The following is a 17,762-nucleotide window of genomic DNA, read 5'->3' as shown; positions in this document are numbered from 1 at the left end:
TTCCAATTTGTCCGATGTCTAACTACTAGTCTTCCGATAGCCGCTCTATAATTGCATTTCCCCTACTCGAAATTCTCACATAGGCATAATTGGCCGCCCGCTCTACCTCTAACCCTGTACCCTCTGGCACAAAATATGTTTCAATGCCATAAAGTACTCGCCAGCCTCGATATGTTCCATTTATAACTACTTCATCTACTGCAAGCTGTTGCCCTGCATAAAGTTCTTTATATTGATGTACGCCATCTTCATCAGGAGCAAGCACTATTCGCAGGCGCTGACCATGCCGGAAATCTTTATCCCATTGTTGCTCTCGCTCCCATTGCCTTTCACGTTCGGCTGTGGGCTGAGATATTGTGTAGTTAAGGATTACATAATCTCCCTGCATCAGCGAACGGGGGTCTACCGGCTCTAATTGCAATTTAATCTGTTGCCCATTTGCTAAGGCATGCTCACTGACAGCAATTTGAACTCCTAAAAAGAGTAGCTGCAAAATAATCAGGCTAATAATTAGTTTCTTATTCACTCCTGACCAAATCATTACTTGCGATTTACCATCTGAGGCATCAGTATTGGGATTATCAGTATCTGGAGTTTCTGCTTTTAAGGAGTATTTACGCTCTATCCAGTTAACAGCTACAACTACTATAACCCCTAAGACTATCATAGCAATCGATTTATGCAGCAACTGCCATATTAGGTCATAATATTTATAAAATAAAAATGCAAACCAAAATCCTAGGGATATTCTAAACTCGTAAACTTCGTCTTTATTTTTTGCCCAAAACAACAGCGCTGTAATCAGTATAAAGAACAATATATTATAGATAAGATTAAGGCCCATTAGTTGCCCACTAGTATCGACAAAGGTCAGCATAAAGAAAAACAACAACACATAAAAGAAACTATTCCTATAAACTGAGCTTTTAATGCTTTCAGTTAAGGACTGTGAATTGCTATTTTTCATCACCAATCTAGATTTCGTTATCAGGATAGCGACTAAATTGATTACTATAATACTTATGAACACAAGATCAAATTCCCTAAATAAATCTGCATATAATTTAATCGTCAGTGCGATATGCACAAGTATATAAAGTAGCATTCTGATACCGTTGCTAGAAATAGTAATTAAGCCTACAAAAACTAGAACAAGCCAGATTGCAAAAAATATATCAGCTATTTCTAACAAAGCTATGGAGCTCATTAGGTAACCGATACACATCAGCGTGCCACCGATGATTTCATTTCTCTTGTTAATTAAAAGACCCGTCAACAAAAAGCCAATCAAACCTAAAAAGAAGAAAACTAAAGCTATTCGCTGAAAATTACCAATCGTATCTGATATTAGGAGCATTAAAGATACCGTAGCTACGATTGAAGCAACTATCGTTAGCATTATTGTTATGACATTCTTCGAGCTGCTATAGGAAGTCGAAATCACTTTAGCTTTTAAGCGCTTTACTATTAAGACATTAATGTAAACTATAGCACCAGCTAAAACTATTGTAGCTATAAACACTGGTGGGCCAAAATGTACGGACAAGAGCTCAATATATTTGATTATTGCATATGCTGTAGCTGCTATACCAGTTACCGTTATGTAGGTTTTTTGTTGTGCTATAGTAAAGAAATAGTAAAAGCATGCCGCTAACAGAAGCACGTACAGACTATTCGTCAAAAAGAAATATGTCTCCAGGAAAAATCTCATACTAAACAATAACGCCAACGCATGTCCTAGCATATAGCTTAGTAATTTAATGTGCTGTGACACTAGTAGCTTCTTTTCTGTAGCTAAAAATATGAGAATATTTATGACAATCATTAATGATATAGCTAGAAAGATATAGCTATCATCAAATGCTGATAAGCTTCCCTCAGGGAAAAAGTAAGACCAAAATGTTAACATTGCTAAAGTATAGCTCAAAACATACAACGGTTGATAGCGTGTTACAATTGATAACAGCAATGCTACGATAAACCAGGTTAAGAAAACTATATAGCTATTAGCATGAGAATTATAGATTTGACCTACTAATGCTATGCTTATACCAAAAGCAACACAGCCAGCAAACAATAACAGCCTGCTTAAAAACTGGTGCTCTGAAAACAATTTATAAAATCCATACGATAAACCATAAAACAACAGCATTACTCCGACACTCAACACTAATTTAGTAGCCTTTGTGAATCCTTGCCAGTTTGCCGCAAAGAAATAGATTAAACCTGCTAATATAAGAGCTATACCAAGTATATATGCTAGCTGGATTAGCTTCACTTTCATAGAACTACCTCCCCCCATAATTAATTGACGTAATCCCTGATGTCATAGTTACAGCGAATTTATGTAATTATTATAATTTTTCATTTAATAGCACAGTGTTTTACATGTAATTCTTGTAAACGTACCAACGCATCTTGCTTATCAAAACTACTATACCAGCGTCTATCCTTATTATCTAAAATTCTATAATGCTGGCTGATAACATTTTGTTGCAAGCGGAAATCTCCCTTAAAATCTATTTCCTTCCACCAAACCCTACCTCCTAAGGTTTTTTCTTTAGGGTTATCCAGTTGCTCATGGGCTATTGTCTCGATAACCTCTATTGGAGAATCTCCAAGCACAGACTCTAGTACTTCGCTATTTCTAAACAAAGTAACCAACGTAACAATGTGTGCCCAGCTAGCTAGCAATCTTTGTTTCTCTATTTGCACTAAGGTTTTTTTTGACATTCCTAAAACTTCTGCCATTCTATCTTGGGTATAGCCCTTTTCCGTTCTTATTAATTTAATTTTATTTGAAAGTAGTTCTATAACATGCTCTTTATTCATCATTTAGGCCACCTTTACACAATATTTATCATCATTAAACTTATAGTGTAATTTTACACTATAAGTTTATATAAGACAAACAAATAAACTTAAAATGGTATAAAAAAACCACACTTAAAGCGTGCGGCGATCTTTCATAATTGTTTGATAACTTAGGTTGTCCTTACCTTTTTTCTTTTCTGTATTCAATTTGTTTTGACCCACTAATGAATCTTTGGCGTTAGCTAATTCATTGTAAAGACGCTGCTTTTCCCGTTTCATCTGCTCTTCATATTGTTGATCTAGTACTAAATCTACTCTTTTCTCTTTGATAAACTTCTTCAGCATATCATAAGGTATCCCTGTCTCATTAATTACAACTGCGACTGGAGACTTCGGATGTTCCTTTAGATATTTCAATACTTGCTCTAAATATTTTTGCTCTTTATCCTTCTCTTTACAAGCACCGCAAATAGTTTGATTTGCGTCGGCAAAAAATGGGTTTTTGCACATTTCGCAATATTTCTCCAGCATAACAATACCAACCTTTGCTTTAAATTCCAACCCACATGTACTAAAATAGATTATATCAAACTTCGCCATCTGCAGGAATAGTATTTCTAGGAATTTAATTAACTGGATTTTAGGAGGGTTAGTATGAGTGGCACAGAGAGATTTTCAAAGTATAATGTAGATAGTTTTTTCTTAGAACGCTGGTCACCGAGGGCATTTAGCAATAATGCTGTTGATGATAACGACCTGTTAGCAATATTAGAAGCAGCCCATTGGGCGCCTTCATGCTTCAATGAACAGCCATGGAGATTTTACGTAGCTCGTTCCGATAGTAAACGGGCACAATTTCTTAGCTTTCTGACAGAATCAAATCAGGTGTGGGCTAAAAACGCACCTATTTTAATTGCTATTGTATCTAAACTAACTTTCAGTCATAACAATAAGCCAAATCGTTGGAACGGATTTGATGCTGGTACAGCTTGGGGTTATCTAACCATGGAAGCTTATAAACGTGGATATATTACCCACGCCATGGGCGGCTTTAAAAAAGATATCGCAGCTAGGGAATTACACTTAACAGAGGATTATCAAGTTCAGGCTATTGTTGCTTTAGGTAAGCACGGCGACCCGTCACTATTGTCAACGGATTTACAAAAACGTGAAATCATTTCCAGTCGAAAAACCCTTGAAGAGGTTATTAGCATAGAATAATGCACTAGACATTGTTATTATTTGATTCGCAGCTTGTAGAGCTACATCCAGTACAACGGCTTGATTCATCTTCTTTTAGTGTAATTTTTCTTAAATTACTATAAGTCCTATATACAGCATAGCCCAAAATTGAAGCTATAATCGCTAAAGCAATTACATTTCCTGAAAGCATATTTTCTCACCCTAACTATATTTCATCAGTCAACAGTCGATAATCATTATCACTTCTTGTTTCTTCATATTTTACTCAAAATTATCGTTTCAGTCAATTGTTTCTACTGCTTTTCACCGAAAAACCCCGATGTATAATTTTTATAATCGGGGTTTTTCGGTGATCTTCATATTCTATTCTATTTTTTCACTTGCTGCAGATAAGCTCCCAGTGCTTTATCGACCTTAGTTATGTGCTGCACTAGCCAGTCTACTACAATTTGATTTATTTTAATTGCCGTATGCGGTCCCACACCGTCCTGCTGCATTTCTTGCTTTAGTTCAGTAAATATTTCAATGAATTTAGTATGTTGTGCTTTATGCTTATCGTATTCTGGGTAGTTATACTTCTGCATTTGCTCTTCTTCCATACCAAAGTGGTTAACTACATAATCTTCTAGAAAAGCAACAATCTCATTAACAGTAGCTTTTCCTTTCCCTTGATTACAGGCCTCTAATAGCTGATTGATTTGACGAATAAGCTCCTGGTGTTGCTCATCAATTAAATCATGACCTACAGAAAGAGCTGGATTCCACGCAAGACATAATTCTATATTAAAACTAGAAACCGCTTTCGATAGCTTATCAGCCATAGACGCTAAGTGATTTGCGCCCTTTAGTATTGTATCAGTGGCATGTGCTTGCTCAGAGCTTGCAGCCGCCACCTCTTCTGAATGTGCTGAGAAAATCTCACTAACACTGGCTATGTCTGCAATCGTCTGATTTACACTGTCACTGCTAGACGCCATTTTAATAGAACTCTCACTTACATCTTGTACGTATGTTAATAGGTTTGTAGTCTCATTACTGATAGAATCAAAAACCTTACCTGTCTCCTGTATTGCCCCTGAGCCCTGACGTATTTGATCCATTCCCTCTTCCATAGTCTTAACAGCCTGCATGATTTCATTACGTATCTCTTCAATTAAGTCTGTAATTTTATCTGTTGCATCTGCGGAGCCTTCAGCTAGCTTTCGCACTTCTTCTGCAACTACAGCGAATCCCCGACCATGTTCACCAGCTCTCGCTGCCTCAATGGAAGCATTTAATGCTAGTAGATTCGTTTGTTCAGCTATGCCATTGATAATAGTTACTATGTCGCCTACCTCGGTTGACTTGTCCTCGAGGGTTTTAATAGAGCTAGCAGAGTTTCCTACTCTTAGTTTTATCGTTTCCATTTGTTCAATCGCTTTACCAATTGAGTTGTTACCTGCTGTGATGTTATTAGTTACTATTCTTCCGATGTCCGACATCTGTCCTGATTTATTACTTACCTTTTGTATTTCCTCTATTAGACTATCGATAGTTATTGCAGCGTCGTTTATCTGCTCTGATAATTCGACGGCTCCAGATGCTACATGTTCAATTGCATCACCTACGGTACGGGCATTATCCCCTACACTTCTGCCAGAGTGTACTAATTCTTGACTAGATGCCTTTACCTGCTGGGTAGCACTAGTAATCTCCATTATCATATCTCTTTGTTTTCCTATTATATCGTTAGTCAATTCAGCCATTTCTTTAAATTGACCTTCCCCAGAAACTGTTAATGGCTCAATCGAGTAGTCCCCAGCAGCTAAGCTTTTTTGTGCAATTATGATATTTTTCATAGGCTTACTTATTTCAGTAGTAATAATAACTGCCGCTGCAGCAACCAAAAATATCGTTAATATTACACCTACTATTGCAATAGGACCTGGTATAGTCATGCTAAAACCAATTAATACTAGTGCCGCAAGTAATACGTTTATAACAATTAACTTGTTTTTATAGTTCATAAGCAAACCCCCGAAACCATTCTCGTATTGTCAAATCTATTATACATTATAAATTATTTCTAGTAATTATATCAAATTATTATGAAACCGATACTAATTTTCTTTCTCCACAACCTCTATACCTTCTCTGAGATTATCAAACCTCGGGTTTCGGATGATTCTATCCCCTGAAACCAGGCCCGTTTCAATAACTACACGATCAGATGTTTCAAACCCAGTATTCACCTTTTTTATCTCAGCAATATCATTATTAATAACCCAAATAGCATCTGTACCTTGATATTTAAATAACGATGTTTTTGGTAGTACGATGCGGTTTTCTTCCCGATGGGTTACAAACTTCACATCAAACCGATAGCCAGGTCTTAGCTCAACTGTATCTGGGATTTGCTCCTGATCAATCCCAATAGTAACTTTAATCCTTGATTCTCTTAGCCCTAGTGCTGATACTGTTTCTACAGCTACAGGTGCTATGCGAACTACTTCCCCTACAAATTCAATATCCCCTCTTGCTCTCTCCTGGATTATTGTTACTGGCATTCCTAGATAAATGTCAATCATATCTTTAGTTAGGATGTAGGTTTCTAGCTCATACTGATTGTCAGCAAATAAAATTGCTGCCTCGAAGCCAGGATGTACAACCATATTGTTTTCTATCCGCTTTTCTTTAACGACCCCACTAAAGGGTGCGTACACTCTACTTTGTGATAATAGATATTCTGCCATGGCGATTTGTGCTTCTATTGATTCCCTTTGGCCTGCAAATTGTTCAGAAATTCCTGGTAACGGAATGAATTCATCCTTTAGTGCTTCAAGTGCCTGTTCTTGTTGAATTACTGCATGCCTTAATGTTGTTACTGCTCTATCGGCTTGCTGATACGCCTCATAGCTAATTGCCCCTGCTTCATATAAGGCCTTAATACGTTCATAATCCTCTTTAGCTATTTCATAACGCATTAGCGCATCCTCAATCGCAAGCTCCTGCTGTTGAATACGACTTGGTCGCAGCTCAGGATACATCTGCTGCTCTTGACCGTCTAAGGCAACCAACTGTGCCCGCAGCTGAGCTACCTGAAATTCCAGCTCCCGATTACTTATACTAAACAGCAACTGCCCCTGCTTTACAGGCTTACCAACTTCGAAGCTGACATTCTCAACTTTACCCTGTGCTAATGCAAACACGGATTGCTCCCTGATAGCTGCTACAACAGCCTCCTCTTCTATCACCTGTTCAATATCTTGATAACTAACTGCTAATGTCTCTACAGCCAAAGGCTGTATTGATTGCCAATACATATAACCTGCTCCAAGACCTAAAATCACTATAAAAAATGTCCATTTTATAAATTTCTTCATCTGCCTGCCCCCTTAATCCCGTTCTTTTAGTACATCTACTAAGGACAACTTTGTAACTCTTCTATACACTGACAATTGTGCTATTAATATTGAAGCTACCGTGCCAGCGGCCGCTAGCATAAATGTGTGTGGTTCAAACACAACAGGTATAACCATTATATCTGTATCTATCGACTGAGCAATGCCCGTTACCATACCATAGGCCAGTGGTATACCAGCAAGCATGGCAAAGAGCGATATCGTCCACTGTTCAAAACTTAGAACTTCAAATACCTCCTTTGACGACATACCCAACACTCGTAGTGATGCTAATTCTCGCTGACGTTCAGAAAGAGATATTATACTCGTGCTGTAAATGATTGCAAATCCACAAGCTGCTGCAAACAACACAAGTATCCACGTAGTATAACTAAAGGTTTCAAGAAGCTCTGTGATTTGACTCATAGTTTGCTCTTTATCTTCTATACTAGCTACCATAGTAGCTTCCTGATAGCGCTCTTTCAATAGCCGAATATGCTCCTGGTCTATGTTCAAGAGCGCCGATGTAACAATCTTCCCTTGACCCAACAGTTCCGTCAAGTATTCATAACGCATATATGCTGTTGAACCAATATTTTGGCTAATTACTCCTGCCACATATATGGTGAGTGGTTCACCTTTTAAAAATGGACTATCTAATTCTAATGAAGCTCCTACACCTACTTGTAAATCCTTTGCTAAATGCTCCGATAGATAGATTCCATTATTGTATAATTCAACCTTATTCCCTTTATCATCTATGACATTATATAGTACTCCACCATCTGGCAAGCCCATAAGCAATATGTCTTTAGAGCGCCACTCCTTTTCTAATGAGACTGGTGCTTCTAGTATGGTTTCTAGATTTTTGACCCCTTGGGCACCCCAAAGCTCGTTCTCGACTTGACTCTTCTCTAATGGTGAACTGAAAACGACCTTTGCGTCATAGGTTTGCACCTTCTCAAACTGCTCCCCTATTATTAAGTCACCAACACTAGAAAAATAGCCAGAGACGGCAATCATCGCAAATGAGAAGCTAACACCTATCAGGATAAAGAAGGCCCTTAACTTATTACGGAATAAATTTCTCGTAGCCATCTTCCCTTGAATAGATAAAATCGCCCACAACGGTTTAATCTTTTCAATGAAAATCCTCTTGGCTACTGGCGGCGCTGGTGGCCGCATTGCTTCTGCTGGCTGTAGCTTCAAAAGCCCTTTACTCCCTTGGTAGGCTGCTATAACACTAAAGCCTAAGGACAATAATATTCCAAAGAATAAATAACGAATGGAAAATTCACTTTCTAAACCTGGTAATGCAAAAAAGCTCTGATACAAAATAGTTAACGGATAGGCTAAGGCTATGCCCGCTAGCCCCCCTAACAGACCACCAGCTATTCCTAGCACTACACCATACGCCAGATAATGAAATAATATTTCCCTACTCGTATAACCAAATGATTTAAGCGTACCTATTTGACCACGTTGTTGTTCTACCATTCTCCGCAGCATAATATATACAACCATCGCTGCAATTCCAAGGAAGACAATTGGTATCGTCGCAACTGTAGCCTCTAGCTGTTCAAGCTCCTGCTGTAAGATAACATTACTAACCTGTTTATCCCTAGGAATAATATATTCTAGTCCATATCTCCTCAGCGTCGGCCTTAGCTGCTCTTCTACATCAAGATAGGTAAAACCTTCCCGCACAGTAAAAACTATGTCATTTACGTTAGCACCCGAACTAAACATATTAGATAGTACATCAAATGGCAGATAGGCGATTCCAAATGTCTCAGGTGACGGATATAAATCCTGTGCTGTGCGCATCGCGTAGACAAACTCAGGATTCTGTGCCGTTCCAGCAATCGATAAATCAACCTTTCTCCCTTCAGCTATAACTGAAACTACTGAACCTAACTGTAGCTCATTCGCTTCAAAAAAGGCTGGATCTACGAGGATGTTTCTTTCTTTTCCCTGTATTGGTACTCCGTCCACAATGCGTACTTGGTTAATAGCCACTTCTTTATTCGGATCCACTGACACTAATCTTAGATAAACGTTTTCATCCCTATCAGGTGCATAAACCCTAACGTCTTTAACTATTCGGCCCTGCACTTGCTCTATACCTTCAATTCGCTCTAGCTGTGTCACCTGCGTTATGGGCATGCCACGGACCTTTACGAAACCATCGGCAAAATTCTGCTCCTCATAAAAACGATTCTTAGCTGTTTCCAGGTTATCATAACAAATCGCCATTGACACATACATCATCAGGCCTATTATTATTACTGTCAAGCATGCTATATAAGCCGTTTTATTTAACCATAAATCTCTAAAAAGTTTACGCCACAGCACTACCAGCTCACCTCCTCCGGTGCAACTGGATTTTCATTGACCTTAATATCAGCAAGTCTGCCATCCTTCATCGAGAATACACGGTCTGCCATGTCTGCAATGCTTGCATTATGGGTAATAACCATAACTGTTTTATTATATTCTTTATTAAATTTTCGTAATAGCTTAAGCACGTGAATTCCAGTTTTATAGTCTAGTGCTCCAGTTGGCTCATCACACAGCAATATCTCCGGATTTTTTGCAATTGCTCGGGCGATTGCTACCCGCTGCTGTTCACCACCTGATAACTGCGATGGAAAATGATCTGAGCGTTCAGCTAGATTTACTTCCCCTAATACATCCATAGGCTTCAGCGGATCCTTTGCAATCTCCACTGACAAACTCACATTTTCTAAGGCAGTTAAGTTTGACATCAGATTGTAGTGCTGGAATACAAAGCCCACGGACTCACGACGATACTTTGTTAGCACGCGATCACTAGCCTTATGGAGCGCTAGCTTTCGGTAGTATAATTCACCAGCACTTACATTGTCCATTCCGCCGATGACATTTAGTATCGTTGTCTTCCCTGAGCCACTAGGCCCTAGCACTACTATAAACTCCCCTCGATATACCTCAAAGCTAGCATCCTTAAGGGCATTGACACGAACTTCACCCATTTGATACCATCTGCTTATGCCGTTACCTTTTATAATAACATCCTGTTCCATGAATCAGCTTCCTTTCAGCCTAAGAAACTACTCTTTCCGTATCCAATTCTTATGTTGATATATTTATATTATCAGCATTATCACAGCATGTCGACACATTTGCAAAGGGGTAAAAAAATGTACAATAATAAACTATCAATAGCTTTTCCCAAACTAGTACCTGCTACATTCATTAAGCGCATTAACCGTTTTATTGCAGAGGTAAATATAAATGGTGAACTTATTAAAGTTCATGTACCTACAACTGGTCGCTTAGATACGGTTTTGGTGACAGGGCAAACATGCTACCTACTGCCAGCAGCTAACCCTGAGCGGAAAACTCCTTATTCGCTTTTCTTAGTAGCGACAACTAGTTCAATTGATTCTAACCATACATCATTGGTATGTATTGACGCGATGGTGGCTAATCGGTTTGCTAGGGAATTACTAGAGAATAATTATATCGAAGAACTATCAAGCATAGATGCTAGTATTAGAGCAGAAGTTACCTATAATAAAGACCGCTTTGATTTTGTTGTTACTGAGCAGAAAACTGCCCAAGAGGATAATCAGATACAGCACCTTATAGAGGTGAAATCTGTAAACATGTGCGTCGATGGTGTTGCATGCTTTCCTGATGCCCCAACTGAGCGTGGTAAGAAACACCTCCGATCACTTATGCAAAAACAAGCGCAAGGAACTACGCAAACCCATGTTATATTCATTATACAAAGAAGTGATGCTAACGCCTTTTCCCCGTGCTTTGACCGTGATCCTGAATTTGCAAGGCTCTTAAAGGAAGCGCAGGAAGTTGGCACAAAAATACACGCCTGTCTGACATCAATTAAAACGGACGGTATGTACTTTCAATCATGGCTACCGATTCTATATCCATAATAATTTTCCTGCCGTGTACAAAAATTCAAAACATATAATAGAGAAGAGGGACATTGTTGCTTGTTGAAATCATTATACTTATTATCGTTATATTCACAGCCGCGTCTTTAATCTATTACACGCTGACTCTAGGAATTTCACCAGTGCCAAGTGGAAACAAAGTACGTCAGAAGCTTTTTAAAACCGTTCAACGTCATATCGTTCAACATCATACCAATCAGAAGCATATTAGAGCGCATCATATAACAGCGACGCCCACCATAAAAGTTGCCGAGCTTGGCGCTGGCTGGGGCACACTTGCATTCCCACTAGCAAAGCAGCTCCCACAGGCTACGATATATGCTTACGAAGCATCTTTAATACCTTATCTATTCATGAAGCTGCGGCTACTTGTATCACCTCAACAAAACCTTATATTGTTGCGCCAAAATTTCTACAACTGTTCTTTGGCTGATTATGATGTGTTCATCTGCTATTTATATCCTAAGGCTATGAAAAAGCTCCAGTCCAAATTCGAACTAGAGCTAGAAAAACCAGCAATCATATTCACCCATACATTTGCAATCCCAGATTGGAAGGCTAATGAAATCATACAAATCAACGATATACATCAAACAAAAATCTACATATATAAATCAAAAACCTAGTACATCCCTGCAGCGCGCTGGCGACTCTCAACGGCGAACAGCAGCTCTCCCCAAGTACGATATCTGCGCTTTAAGCGTTTCAACAGTTGGCATAATAGCTCGGCAGTAGCGGTTGCATCACCTAATGCTGTGTGCCTAGCTTCTATAGTAATGCCAAACTCACTAGCATAATCCTCTAAATCTCTACCCTGTTTACATATGTTTAAAAGGCGTAGCAAATCCAAGGTGTCAATAACCCTAGGCTTATTACATACAGCTTGCTGACGCTTTAGCTCCTGTTCAATAATTAAGGTATCGAACCCAACACAATGCCCTACCAGAGAGCAGCTTTGGTGCTCTTCTACAAAGTCTAAAAACTGTACTATCCCCTCTTCAGCTAGTACCGCACCTTGCACCTGCTCCTCTGTTATACCTGTCAGTTCAATGATTGTACGTGGGATATCCCGTTCTGGATTTATATAGGAATGAAAGGTACTAGCTGTTACTTGTAGGTTTTCTACATGTACAGCCCCTATCTCAATCAATCGATCACCTGCACCAACTTCAAGACCTGTAGCTTCTGTATCAAAAACTATAAACGACAAATTATCCACTGGGGTCAGCAGTGGAATCTCATAGTCTAACACATAATTATATTTTTTCTTTTTCCAAAACATAGCTATTCCTCCCTCTGGAAGAAGCTACAACCCAAATTCCGTTAGCAAATGGGTTTGTAGGGAACGCATTACCTTTAACGCACTATTTAGCTCTTCTTTATCCCTAGTCCGTAGTTGATTAAATGGAATCACAGATAAATTTGTTTCGTTTTTACGGTAGCGAATCCACGCCTGCTCCACCCGAACCTTCATAACGCTTGCGTAAGCAGCCAGAATATCCTCTGAGAACTCCTTGGTCATTACTTGTTTATTGACAAGCTGCTTGATTCTTTGTAAAGGTGTGCCTTCAATAATTCCATGACGCAATGACAGTATTTGAATTGCATGGTGGAATTGAAATAATGCTTCCTTCTTTAAATCAATTTGCTTACGTTCAAATCCAAATAAAGAACGAATTGGTGCACCTAGCTGAGATACAGGGTTTAATTTTTCAAGCTCTGCTAAACGGTATAGAAAAATGCTCGATCTCGAGGTTTGCTGCTTAATAACCTGTAGAAAATCCTCATATAAACGCTGATCTCCATATACAAAACGATAGGAAAAGAAGTTGTTAGCAATCATTAGCTTCTCATTAGTAGACCTGAGCATCCAGCTTCTTAACCGTTCCTCCCACCTCGATAGACTTCCGCGCCAAATAGGGTTGTTCGCCATCATGTCGCCGCGACAGCGTTTGTATCCAGCCATCTCTAAATATTTAACGATTTCCTCGCCAAGCAAGGAGAAATACCACTCTGCTTGCTCGTTTTGAGCTTCACTCTGTGGATCACCCTGCATTTCATCAATTTCTTTATATACGAGAAAATGATCTTGATCAGTTAATATGAACTGTTCACGTCTACCTGCGCTGCCCATTTGGAACCAACAAAACGGCACAGGCGGCTTACCGTTGCCTTGTCGATCTAAGGAGTTGATAGCTAAATCAATACAGTGCTTGACTAATCTATCGTATAGATTCGTTATTGTCTCTAATGTGTGTGTTACAGGTATTCCATCAGCAATCAACGAGTTCAGAACATCATAAATCGCTTTTTTGACATCTGCTAGATTATCTTCCGTCGATTCTTCGATGGTTTGTAAAATCTTGATAGTACCCCTATTCTTTCTTCTGAATAGGTCAGATAATGTAACTAAACCAATGACCTTGTTGTCTTCAACAACGGGTAAATGTCTAATATTCTCCGTCAAAAACAACGACAACGCCTCATAATAAAAAGCATGCTTATTAACTGTAGGCGGACTTAGCGTCATTATCTTATGAATCGGCTGCGAATAATCATTCCCAGATGCTATAATCCGTTTAACCAAATCTTTTTCAGTTATCAAGCCTACTAATTGTTCATTTTCCATAACAACAATAGAGCTTACCTTCGCGTCAACCATTTTTTTCGCTACATATTGAATATCTTCACTGTGATCTACTGCAACAACATTATTAGTCATGAAATCTTGTACTCGTTTTGTAAATGTTTCACTATCACCCCATTGCTTCGCTAGCTGTATGTGTTCAGCTAGCGTAGCATATACATCCCTAATCCGCACAGACAGCTTACGTATCAGATAATCCCTGACCGATTCCTCTGCCCAACGAATTTCTAGGACATTAAAGGGTATTTTCAAACAAACGGAATCCTCTACAGCTCGCACTTCAACGTTATTTTCTAAATGTATACCCTGCTGCGTCTCACCTAGAAAATCTGCAATACATGAAAGTCCGAAAATATCATTGGCATAAATAGCTTCGATTACGTCTTCCTTGCCAGTTTCATCATGCTCTACAAATACCTCAACCATCCCCTGTAGCAGCAGTATAATACCATCCCTTGGGGATTTTGCGTATAATACCTTCTCCGAACGGCTATAAGAACGCACTTCGCAGTATTGTAGCATTAGCTTTAATTGCTCTATTGACACCCCTATAAATAAGGGGTGTTTCAATAGAAGCTCATAATCAATTTTTGTAGCTATGTTACTATTATTATTACTTTGATGGTTCATCCATCCACACTTCCCCATCCTTAAATGTCATTTGCTCAGGGTAACGTAGGTCCATAACTTCTTCTTGTAAACGTTGTGCTGGTGGTGGAGTCATTTTTGATACTACATATGTTACTAGCAAGCAAACTGGTGCTCCAAATAATCCAGCCCCTGTATCGATAATCCCGAATAGTGAGAAATCGAAATATCTTGCTGCTATTATATACGAACCACTTACAAGCATTCCACTAATCATACCTGCAATTGCACCTTGTGCATTACAACGCTTCCACCATACCCCAAGGAATAAAACTGGGAAGAAGGTTGCTGCTGCCAACGAGAATGCCCATGCTACTATCTGTGTAATTACACCAGGTGGGTCTAAGGCAACTATACCTGCAACTACTGTTGCAACTGCAATCGAGATTCTAGCAACTAGTAAACGCTTACGTTCACTGGCCTGTGGGTTTAGTAGTCTATAATAAATATCGTGTGCAAAGGATGACGATATTGCAATTAACAAACCACCGGCCGTCGATAATGCTGCGGCCATCGCACCTGCTGCCACTAAACCGATAACGAATACACCAAGCTCAGCAATTTCAGGTGTAGCCATTACTACAATGTCATTACTAATTTGAATCTCATTCCATTGAAGTATACCATCATTGTTTAAGTCAGCTAATTTCAAACGTCCTGTATCAATCCACGACTCTGTCCATGCTGGTAGGTCTGTAAAAGGACGACCAGCTACTTGAGTTAAAAGAATAAATCTTGAGAATGCTGCGTATGCAGGAGCTGAAAGATATAATAAGCAGATAAACAATAGCGCCCAAGCCCCACTCCAACGAGCTGCCTTCATAGTTGATACTGTATAAAAACGAACGATTACGTGTGGCAATGCTGCCGTTCCTGCCATTAGACAGAACATTAGCGCAATAAACTGTGTCTTATCCGAAGAGGCGAAAGGTGCAAAGAACTCTGATATCCCTAAATCTCGATCTATTTCTCCCATCTTCGAAACTACTTCACCATAACTCATCCAAGGTAGTGGATTACTAGTTATCTGTAGTGACATAAAGATTACAGGAATTAAGTAAGCTACGATTAAAACTAGATACTGGGCAACCTGTGTCCAGGTAATACCCTTCATACCACCAAATGTAGCATAGATTGTTATAATTACTACTCCAATAATTGTACCAACGGCAGATGGTATTTCGAATAAACGACCTAGAACAACCCCTGCACCTGATAACTGACCAATAATATATACAAAGCTGATAATCATCGTACCTATTGCTGCAATTAATCTTGCAGTATGGCTATCGAAGCGATCCCCAATAAATTCAGGTACAGTGTAACGTCCATATTTCCGTAATTGTGGTGCCAGTAAGAATGTCAGTAATAGATATCCACCAGTCCAACCCATAATGTAGGCAAGACCATCGTAGCCAAGTATCATTACCGTACCAGCCATCCCAATAAACGAGGCTGCACTCATCCAGTCTCCAGCAATCGCCATTCCATTCCATACAGGCGGAACACCGCGGCTAGCAACATAGAAATCCGACGTTTGTTTCGCTCTATTGTAAATTGCGATTCCTATATATAAAGCAAACGAAGCAATTATTAATCCTAAACTAGTCATAAATTGTAAATCCACAGTCTTCCCCTCCTTTTATCTTAGTGATCTATTGATTTTCCAGAGCTTAAGCGCTCATTCTCATCTTCATCGATGCCAAACTCTTTATCAATCTTGTCACTTTGAATTGCGTTAACAAACAGCAGTATGATAAAGACAATCAGTGATCCTTGAGCCCCCATAAAGTAGTGAAACGGCATGCCGTTTACTGTGAAATTCGATAGCGGCTGAGCAAACATTACAACTCCAAAAGATACTATAAACCAAAGCGTTAAATATACAACAATATTCCTAACTCGCTTGTTAAAATAAGCGTCAGCAACTGCCTTATCAATTTTTTTCATTGCCATTCTCCTCTCATAATTATTGCTTTGTTTAATAGACTCTAGATACCCTTAATTACTTACTTAAGATTACTTAAGACTAAGAATTAACTGTATAGTTTCAAAAAATCCTAATGGTACCATGGCAATCTGTGCTATCACATAGACAAACATTGTAAAGAAAGGTACAGTTAATAGCAGTGGTTTTTGTTTCCTAATCGCAAAATACAGACAAATAATTGCTATAGAGACAAACAAGTATGGTAATATGATAATCTCCTCCTTCAGAAATCTTTGTTCTATATACAGATGCTCTTTTCTTTTTCTGTACTATAACAATACACTGTTTTTACGTTTTTGTGCAGATATTTGAGTGAACGGTAGAGATCTATGATTGAAATGCAAAAAACCAGAACCGAATGGTCCTGGTTTTCTCATAAAAAGCAACATCAAAAGTTACATCTGAAGTTGTTGAAGTACATCCTTTGCTGCAGCTCTACTAACTGGAATTTTCGTGTCTTCTTTTCCCCGCAGGATTATGTTATATGTTCCATTAAACCATGTTTCAACTTCTTTAACGTAGGAGAGGTTTACTAAATAGCTTCGGTGGGAGCGCACGAAAGGATACCCTACCAATTTTTCCTCTAGCTCCTGTAGCGATTGTTTTGTTTGAATTATTCTAGAGCCAGTATAAATGATTACCATACGGTCTTCTTTAACTGCATAATAAATATCCTCAGGTTTTACAACTACGATTTTGTCGCCTTCCTCAATTAACAGGTTGGAAATCTTTTTGCTTGTCGCACTCCCTCTATTAGCAATTAACTTGCGAACCCTAGCGAGAGCTTGCTGAAAACGTTCTTCATCGTAAGGCTTTAATAGATAATCTACGGCATTAACACCAAAGGCTTCGACTGCATAGTCTTCGTAAGCCGTCGTAAATATGATACATGGCGGTGTAAGCTGCTCCATTAATTGTTTGGCAGCTTCAGTTCCTTGAATCTCAGGCATTTCTATATCTAAAAAAATTAACTCTGGCTTAAGCTTAGGATACTGCTCCAACAGTTCTCTACCATTAGTTACGCTACCAACAATGGTAATATCCTTTTCCTTCATCAGTAAAAACTCTAACTCTTCCCTTGCAAATACTTCATCTTCAGCAATCATCACCCGTATCAT

16 protein-coding genes are annotated in these 17,762 nt (G+C 38.9%); 3 read left to right on the top strand and 13 right to left on the bottom strand.

Annotated features, from left to right (window positions below; translation table 11 throughout):
• Positions 1 to 25: 25 nt before the first annotated feature.
• The 3 genes from BHF68_RS13220 to BHF68_RS13210 all read right to left on the bottom strand — a co-directional run bounded on the left by BHF68_RS13220 (position 26) and on the right by BHF68_RS13210 (position 3,324).
• The gene (locus BHF68_RS13220; RefSeq protein WP_069644145.1) at positions 26 to 2,284 is read right to left on the bottom strand and encodes a GDYXXLXY domain-containing protein; all 2,259 of its coding nucleotides are present in this window, start codon (positions 2,282 to 2,284) and stop codon (positions 26 to 28) included.
• Between the two features lie 80 nt (positions 2,285 to 2,364).
• Positions 2,365 to 2,832 carry a helix-turn-helix transcriptional regulator gene (locus BHF68_RS13215; protein ID WP_069644144.1) on the bottom strand — a complete coding sequence of 156 codons (468 nt, stop codon included), beginning with the start codon at positions 2,830 to 2,832 and terminating at the stop codon, positions 2,365 to 2,367.
• Positions 2,833 to 2,946: 114 nt separating this feature from the next.
• Entirely contained in the window at positions 2,947 to 3,324 is a 378-nt protein-coding gene (locus tag BHF68_RS13210) for a hypothetical protein (protein ID WP_069644143.1), read from the bottom strand.
• Positions 3,325 to 3,468: 144 nt separating this feature from the next.
• Here BHF68_RS13210 and BHF68_RS13205 point away from each other — a divergent pair, with 144 nt between their 5' ends.
• Positions 3,469 to 4,035: a nitroreductase family protein gene (locus BHF68_RS13205; RefSeq protein ID WP_069644142.1), complete on the top strand. Its 567-nt coding sequence runs from the start codon at positions 3,469 to 3,471 to the stop codon at positions 4,033 to 4,035.
• A gap of 4 nt (positions 4,036 to 4,039) precedes the next feature.
• Here the strand turns inward: BHF68_RS13205 and BHF68_RS15440 are convergent, their stop codons facing one another.
• The 5 genes from BHF68_RS15440 to BHF68_RS13185 all read right to left on the bottom strand — a co-directional run bounded on the left by BHF68_RS15440 (position 4,040) and on the right by BHF68_RS13185 (position 10,462).
• A complete protein-coding gene (locus BHF68_RS15440) occupies positions 4,040 to 4,207 on the bottom strand; it encodes a hypothetical protein (RefSeq protein ID WP_176719946.1) in 168 nt (55 codons plus the stop codon).
• Positions 4,208 to 4,385: 178 nt separating this feature from the next.
• On the bottom strand, positions 4,386 to 6,023 hold the full coding sequence (locus BHF68_RS13200; RefSeq protein ID WP_069644141.1) for a bacteriohemerythrin: 1,638 nt from the start codon (positions 6,021 to 6,023) through the stop codon (positions 4,386 to 4,388).
• A 93-nt stretch (positions 6,024 to 6,116) separates the two neighbouring features.
• Complete coding sequence (locus tag BHF68_RS13195) at positions 6,117 to 7,379, bottom strand: efflux RND transporter periplasmic adaptor subunit (RefSeq protein ID WP_069644140.1); 1,263 nt, start codon at positions 7,377 to 7,379, stop codon at positions 6,117 to 6,119.
• A 12-nt stretch (positions 7,380 to 7,391) separates the two neighbouring features.
• Positions 7,392 to 9,752, bottom strand: coding sequence for an ABC transporter permease (locus BHF68_RS13190; protein ID WP_084019455.1), 2,361 nt, complete (start codon positions 9,750 to 9,752; stop codon positions 7,392 to 7,394).
• Positions 9,752 to 10,462, bottom strand: coding sequence for an ABC transporter ATP-binding protein (locus BHF68_RS13185; protein ID WP_069644138.1), 711 nt, complete (start codon positions 10,460 to 10,462; stop codon positions 9,752 to 9,754). Before BHF68_RS13185 ends, BHF68_RS13190 begins: the two co-directional genes overlap by 1 nt.
• Before the next feature lie 117 nt (positions 10,463 to 10,579).
• On the opposite strand from BHF68_RS13185, the gene sfsA reads away from it, so the two are divergent.
• Entirely contained in the window at positions 10,580 to 11,338 is a 759-nt protein-coding gene (sfsA, locus tag BHF68_RS13180) for a DNA/RNA nuclease SfsA (protein WP_069644137.1), read from the top strand.
• 56 nt (positions 11,339 to 11,394) lie between these two features.
• Entirely contained in the window at positions 11,395 to 11,985 is a 591-nt protein-coding gene (locus BHF68_RS13175) for a hypothetical protein (protein WP_084019453.1), read from the top strand.
• Here the strand turns inward: BHF68_RS13175 and BHF68_RS13170 are convergent.
• The 5 genes from BHF68_RS13170 to BHF68_RS13145 all read right to left on the bottom strand — a co-directional run bounded on the left by BHF68_RS13170 (position 11,982) and on the right by BHF68_RS13145 (position 17,762).
• Complete coding sequence (locus tag BHF68_RS13170) at positions 11,982 to 12,641, bottom strand: 3'-5' exonuclease (protein ID WP_069644136.1); 660 nt, start codon at positions 12,639 to 12,641, stop codon at positions 11,982 to 11,984. The genes BHF68_RS13175 and BHF68_RS13170 overlap by 4 nt on opposite strands.
• A gap of 24 nt (positions 12,642 to 12,665) precedes the next feature.
• Positions 12,666 to 14,636 carry a DUF294 nucleotidyltransferase-like domain-containing protein gene (locus tag BHF68_RS13165; protein ID WP_069644135.1) on the bottom strand — a complete coding sequence of 657 codons (1,971 nt, stop codon included), beginning with the start codon at positions 14,634 to 14,636 and terminating at the stop codon, positions 12,666 to 12,668.
• Positions 14,620 to 16,281, bottom strand: a complete 1,662-nt coding sequence (locus tag BHF68_RS13160; RefSeq protein WP_069644134.1) for a sodium:solute symporter family protein — start codon at positions 16,279 to 16,281, stop codon at positions 14,620 to 14,622. Before BHF68_RS13160 ends, BHF68_RS13165 begins: the two co-directional genes overlap by 17 nt.
• 20 nt (positions 16,282 to 16,301) lie before the next feature.
• Entirely contained in the window at positions 16,302 to 16,604 is a 303-nt protein-coding gene (locus BHF68_RS13155; RefSeq protein WP_069644133.1) for a DUF4212 domain-containing protein, read from the bottom strand.
• A 435-nt stretch (positions 16,605 to 17,039) separates the two neighbouring features.
• Positions 17,040 to 17,762, bottom strand: a complete 723-nt coding sequence (locus BHF68_RS13145; RefSeq protein ID WP_069644131.1) for a LytR/AlgR family response regulator transcription factor — start codon at positions 17,760 to 17,762, stop codon at positions 17,040 to 17,042.

Origin of the sequence: Desulfuribacillus alkaliarsenatis (assembly GCF_001730225.1) — a bacterium.
In the GTDB taxonomy this organism is placed as follows: domain Bacteria; phylum Bacillota; class Bacilli; order Desulfuribacillales; family Desulfuribacillaceae; genus Desulfuribacillus; species Desulfuribacillus alkaliarsenatis.
This window is presented reverse-complemented; position numbering and strand designations above follow the sequence as displayed.

Bases quoted from the DNA above. Each gene is read 5' to 3' on its own strand.
- BHF68_RS13200 (WP_069644141.1), bottom strand. From the start codon at position 6,023: ATGAACTATAAAAACAAGTTAATTGTTATAAACGTATTACTTGCGGCA.
- BHF68_RS13195 (WP_069644140.1), bottom strand. From the start codon at position 7,379: ATGAAGAAATTTATAAAATGGACATTTTTTATAGTGATTTTAGGTCTT.
- BHF68_RS13155 (WP_069644133.1), bottom strand. From the start codon at position 16,604: ATGAAAAAAATTGATAAGGCAGTTGCTGACGCTTATTTTAACAAGCGA.
- BHF68_RS13170 (WP_069644136.1), bottom strand. From the start codon at position 12,641: ATGTTTTGGAAAAAGAAAAAATATAATTATGTGTTAGACTATGAGATT.
- sfsA (WP_069644137.1), top strand. From the start codon at position 10,580: ATGTACAATAATAAACTATCAATAGCTTTTCCCAAACTAGTACCTGCT.
- BHF68_RS13145 (WP_069644131.1), bottom strand. From the start codon at position 17,762: ATGATACGGGTGATGATTGCTGAAGATGAAGTATTTGCAAGGGAAGAG.
- BHF68_RS13185 (WP_069644138.1), bottom strand. From the start codon at position 10,462: ATGGAACAGGATGTTATTATAAAAGGTAACGGCATAAGCAGATGGTAT.
- BHF68_RS13220 (WP_069644145.1), bottom strand. From the start codon at position 2,284: ATGAAAGTGAAGCTAATCCAGCTAGCATATATACTTGGTATAGCTCTT.
- BHF68_RS13210 (WP_069644143.1), bottom strand. From the start codon at position 3,324: ATGTGCAAAAACCCATTTTTTGCCGACGCAAATCAAACTATTTGCGGT.
- BHF68_RS13205 (WP_069644142.1), top strand. From the start codon at position 3,469: ATGAGTGGCACAGAGAGATTTTCAAAGTATAATGTAGATAGTTTTTTC.
- BHF68_RS13165 (WP_069644135.1), bottom strand. From the start codon at position 14,636: ATGAACCATCAAAGTAATAATAATAGTAACATAGCTACAAAAATTGAT.
- BHF68_RS13215 (WP_069644144.1), bottom strand. From the start codon at position 2,832: ATGAATAAAGAGCATGTTATAGAACTACTTTCAAATAAAATTAAATTA.
- BHF68_RS15440 (WP_176719946.1), bottom strand. From the start codon at position 4,207: ATGCTTTCAGGAAATGTAATTGCTTTAGCGATTATAGCTTCAATTTTG.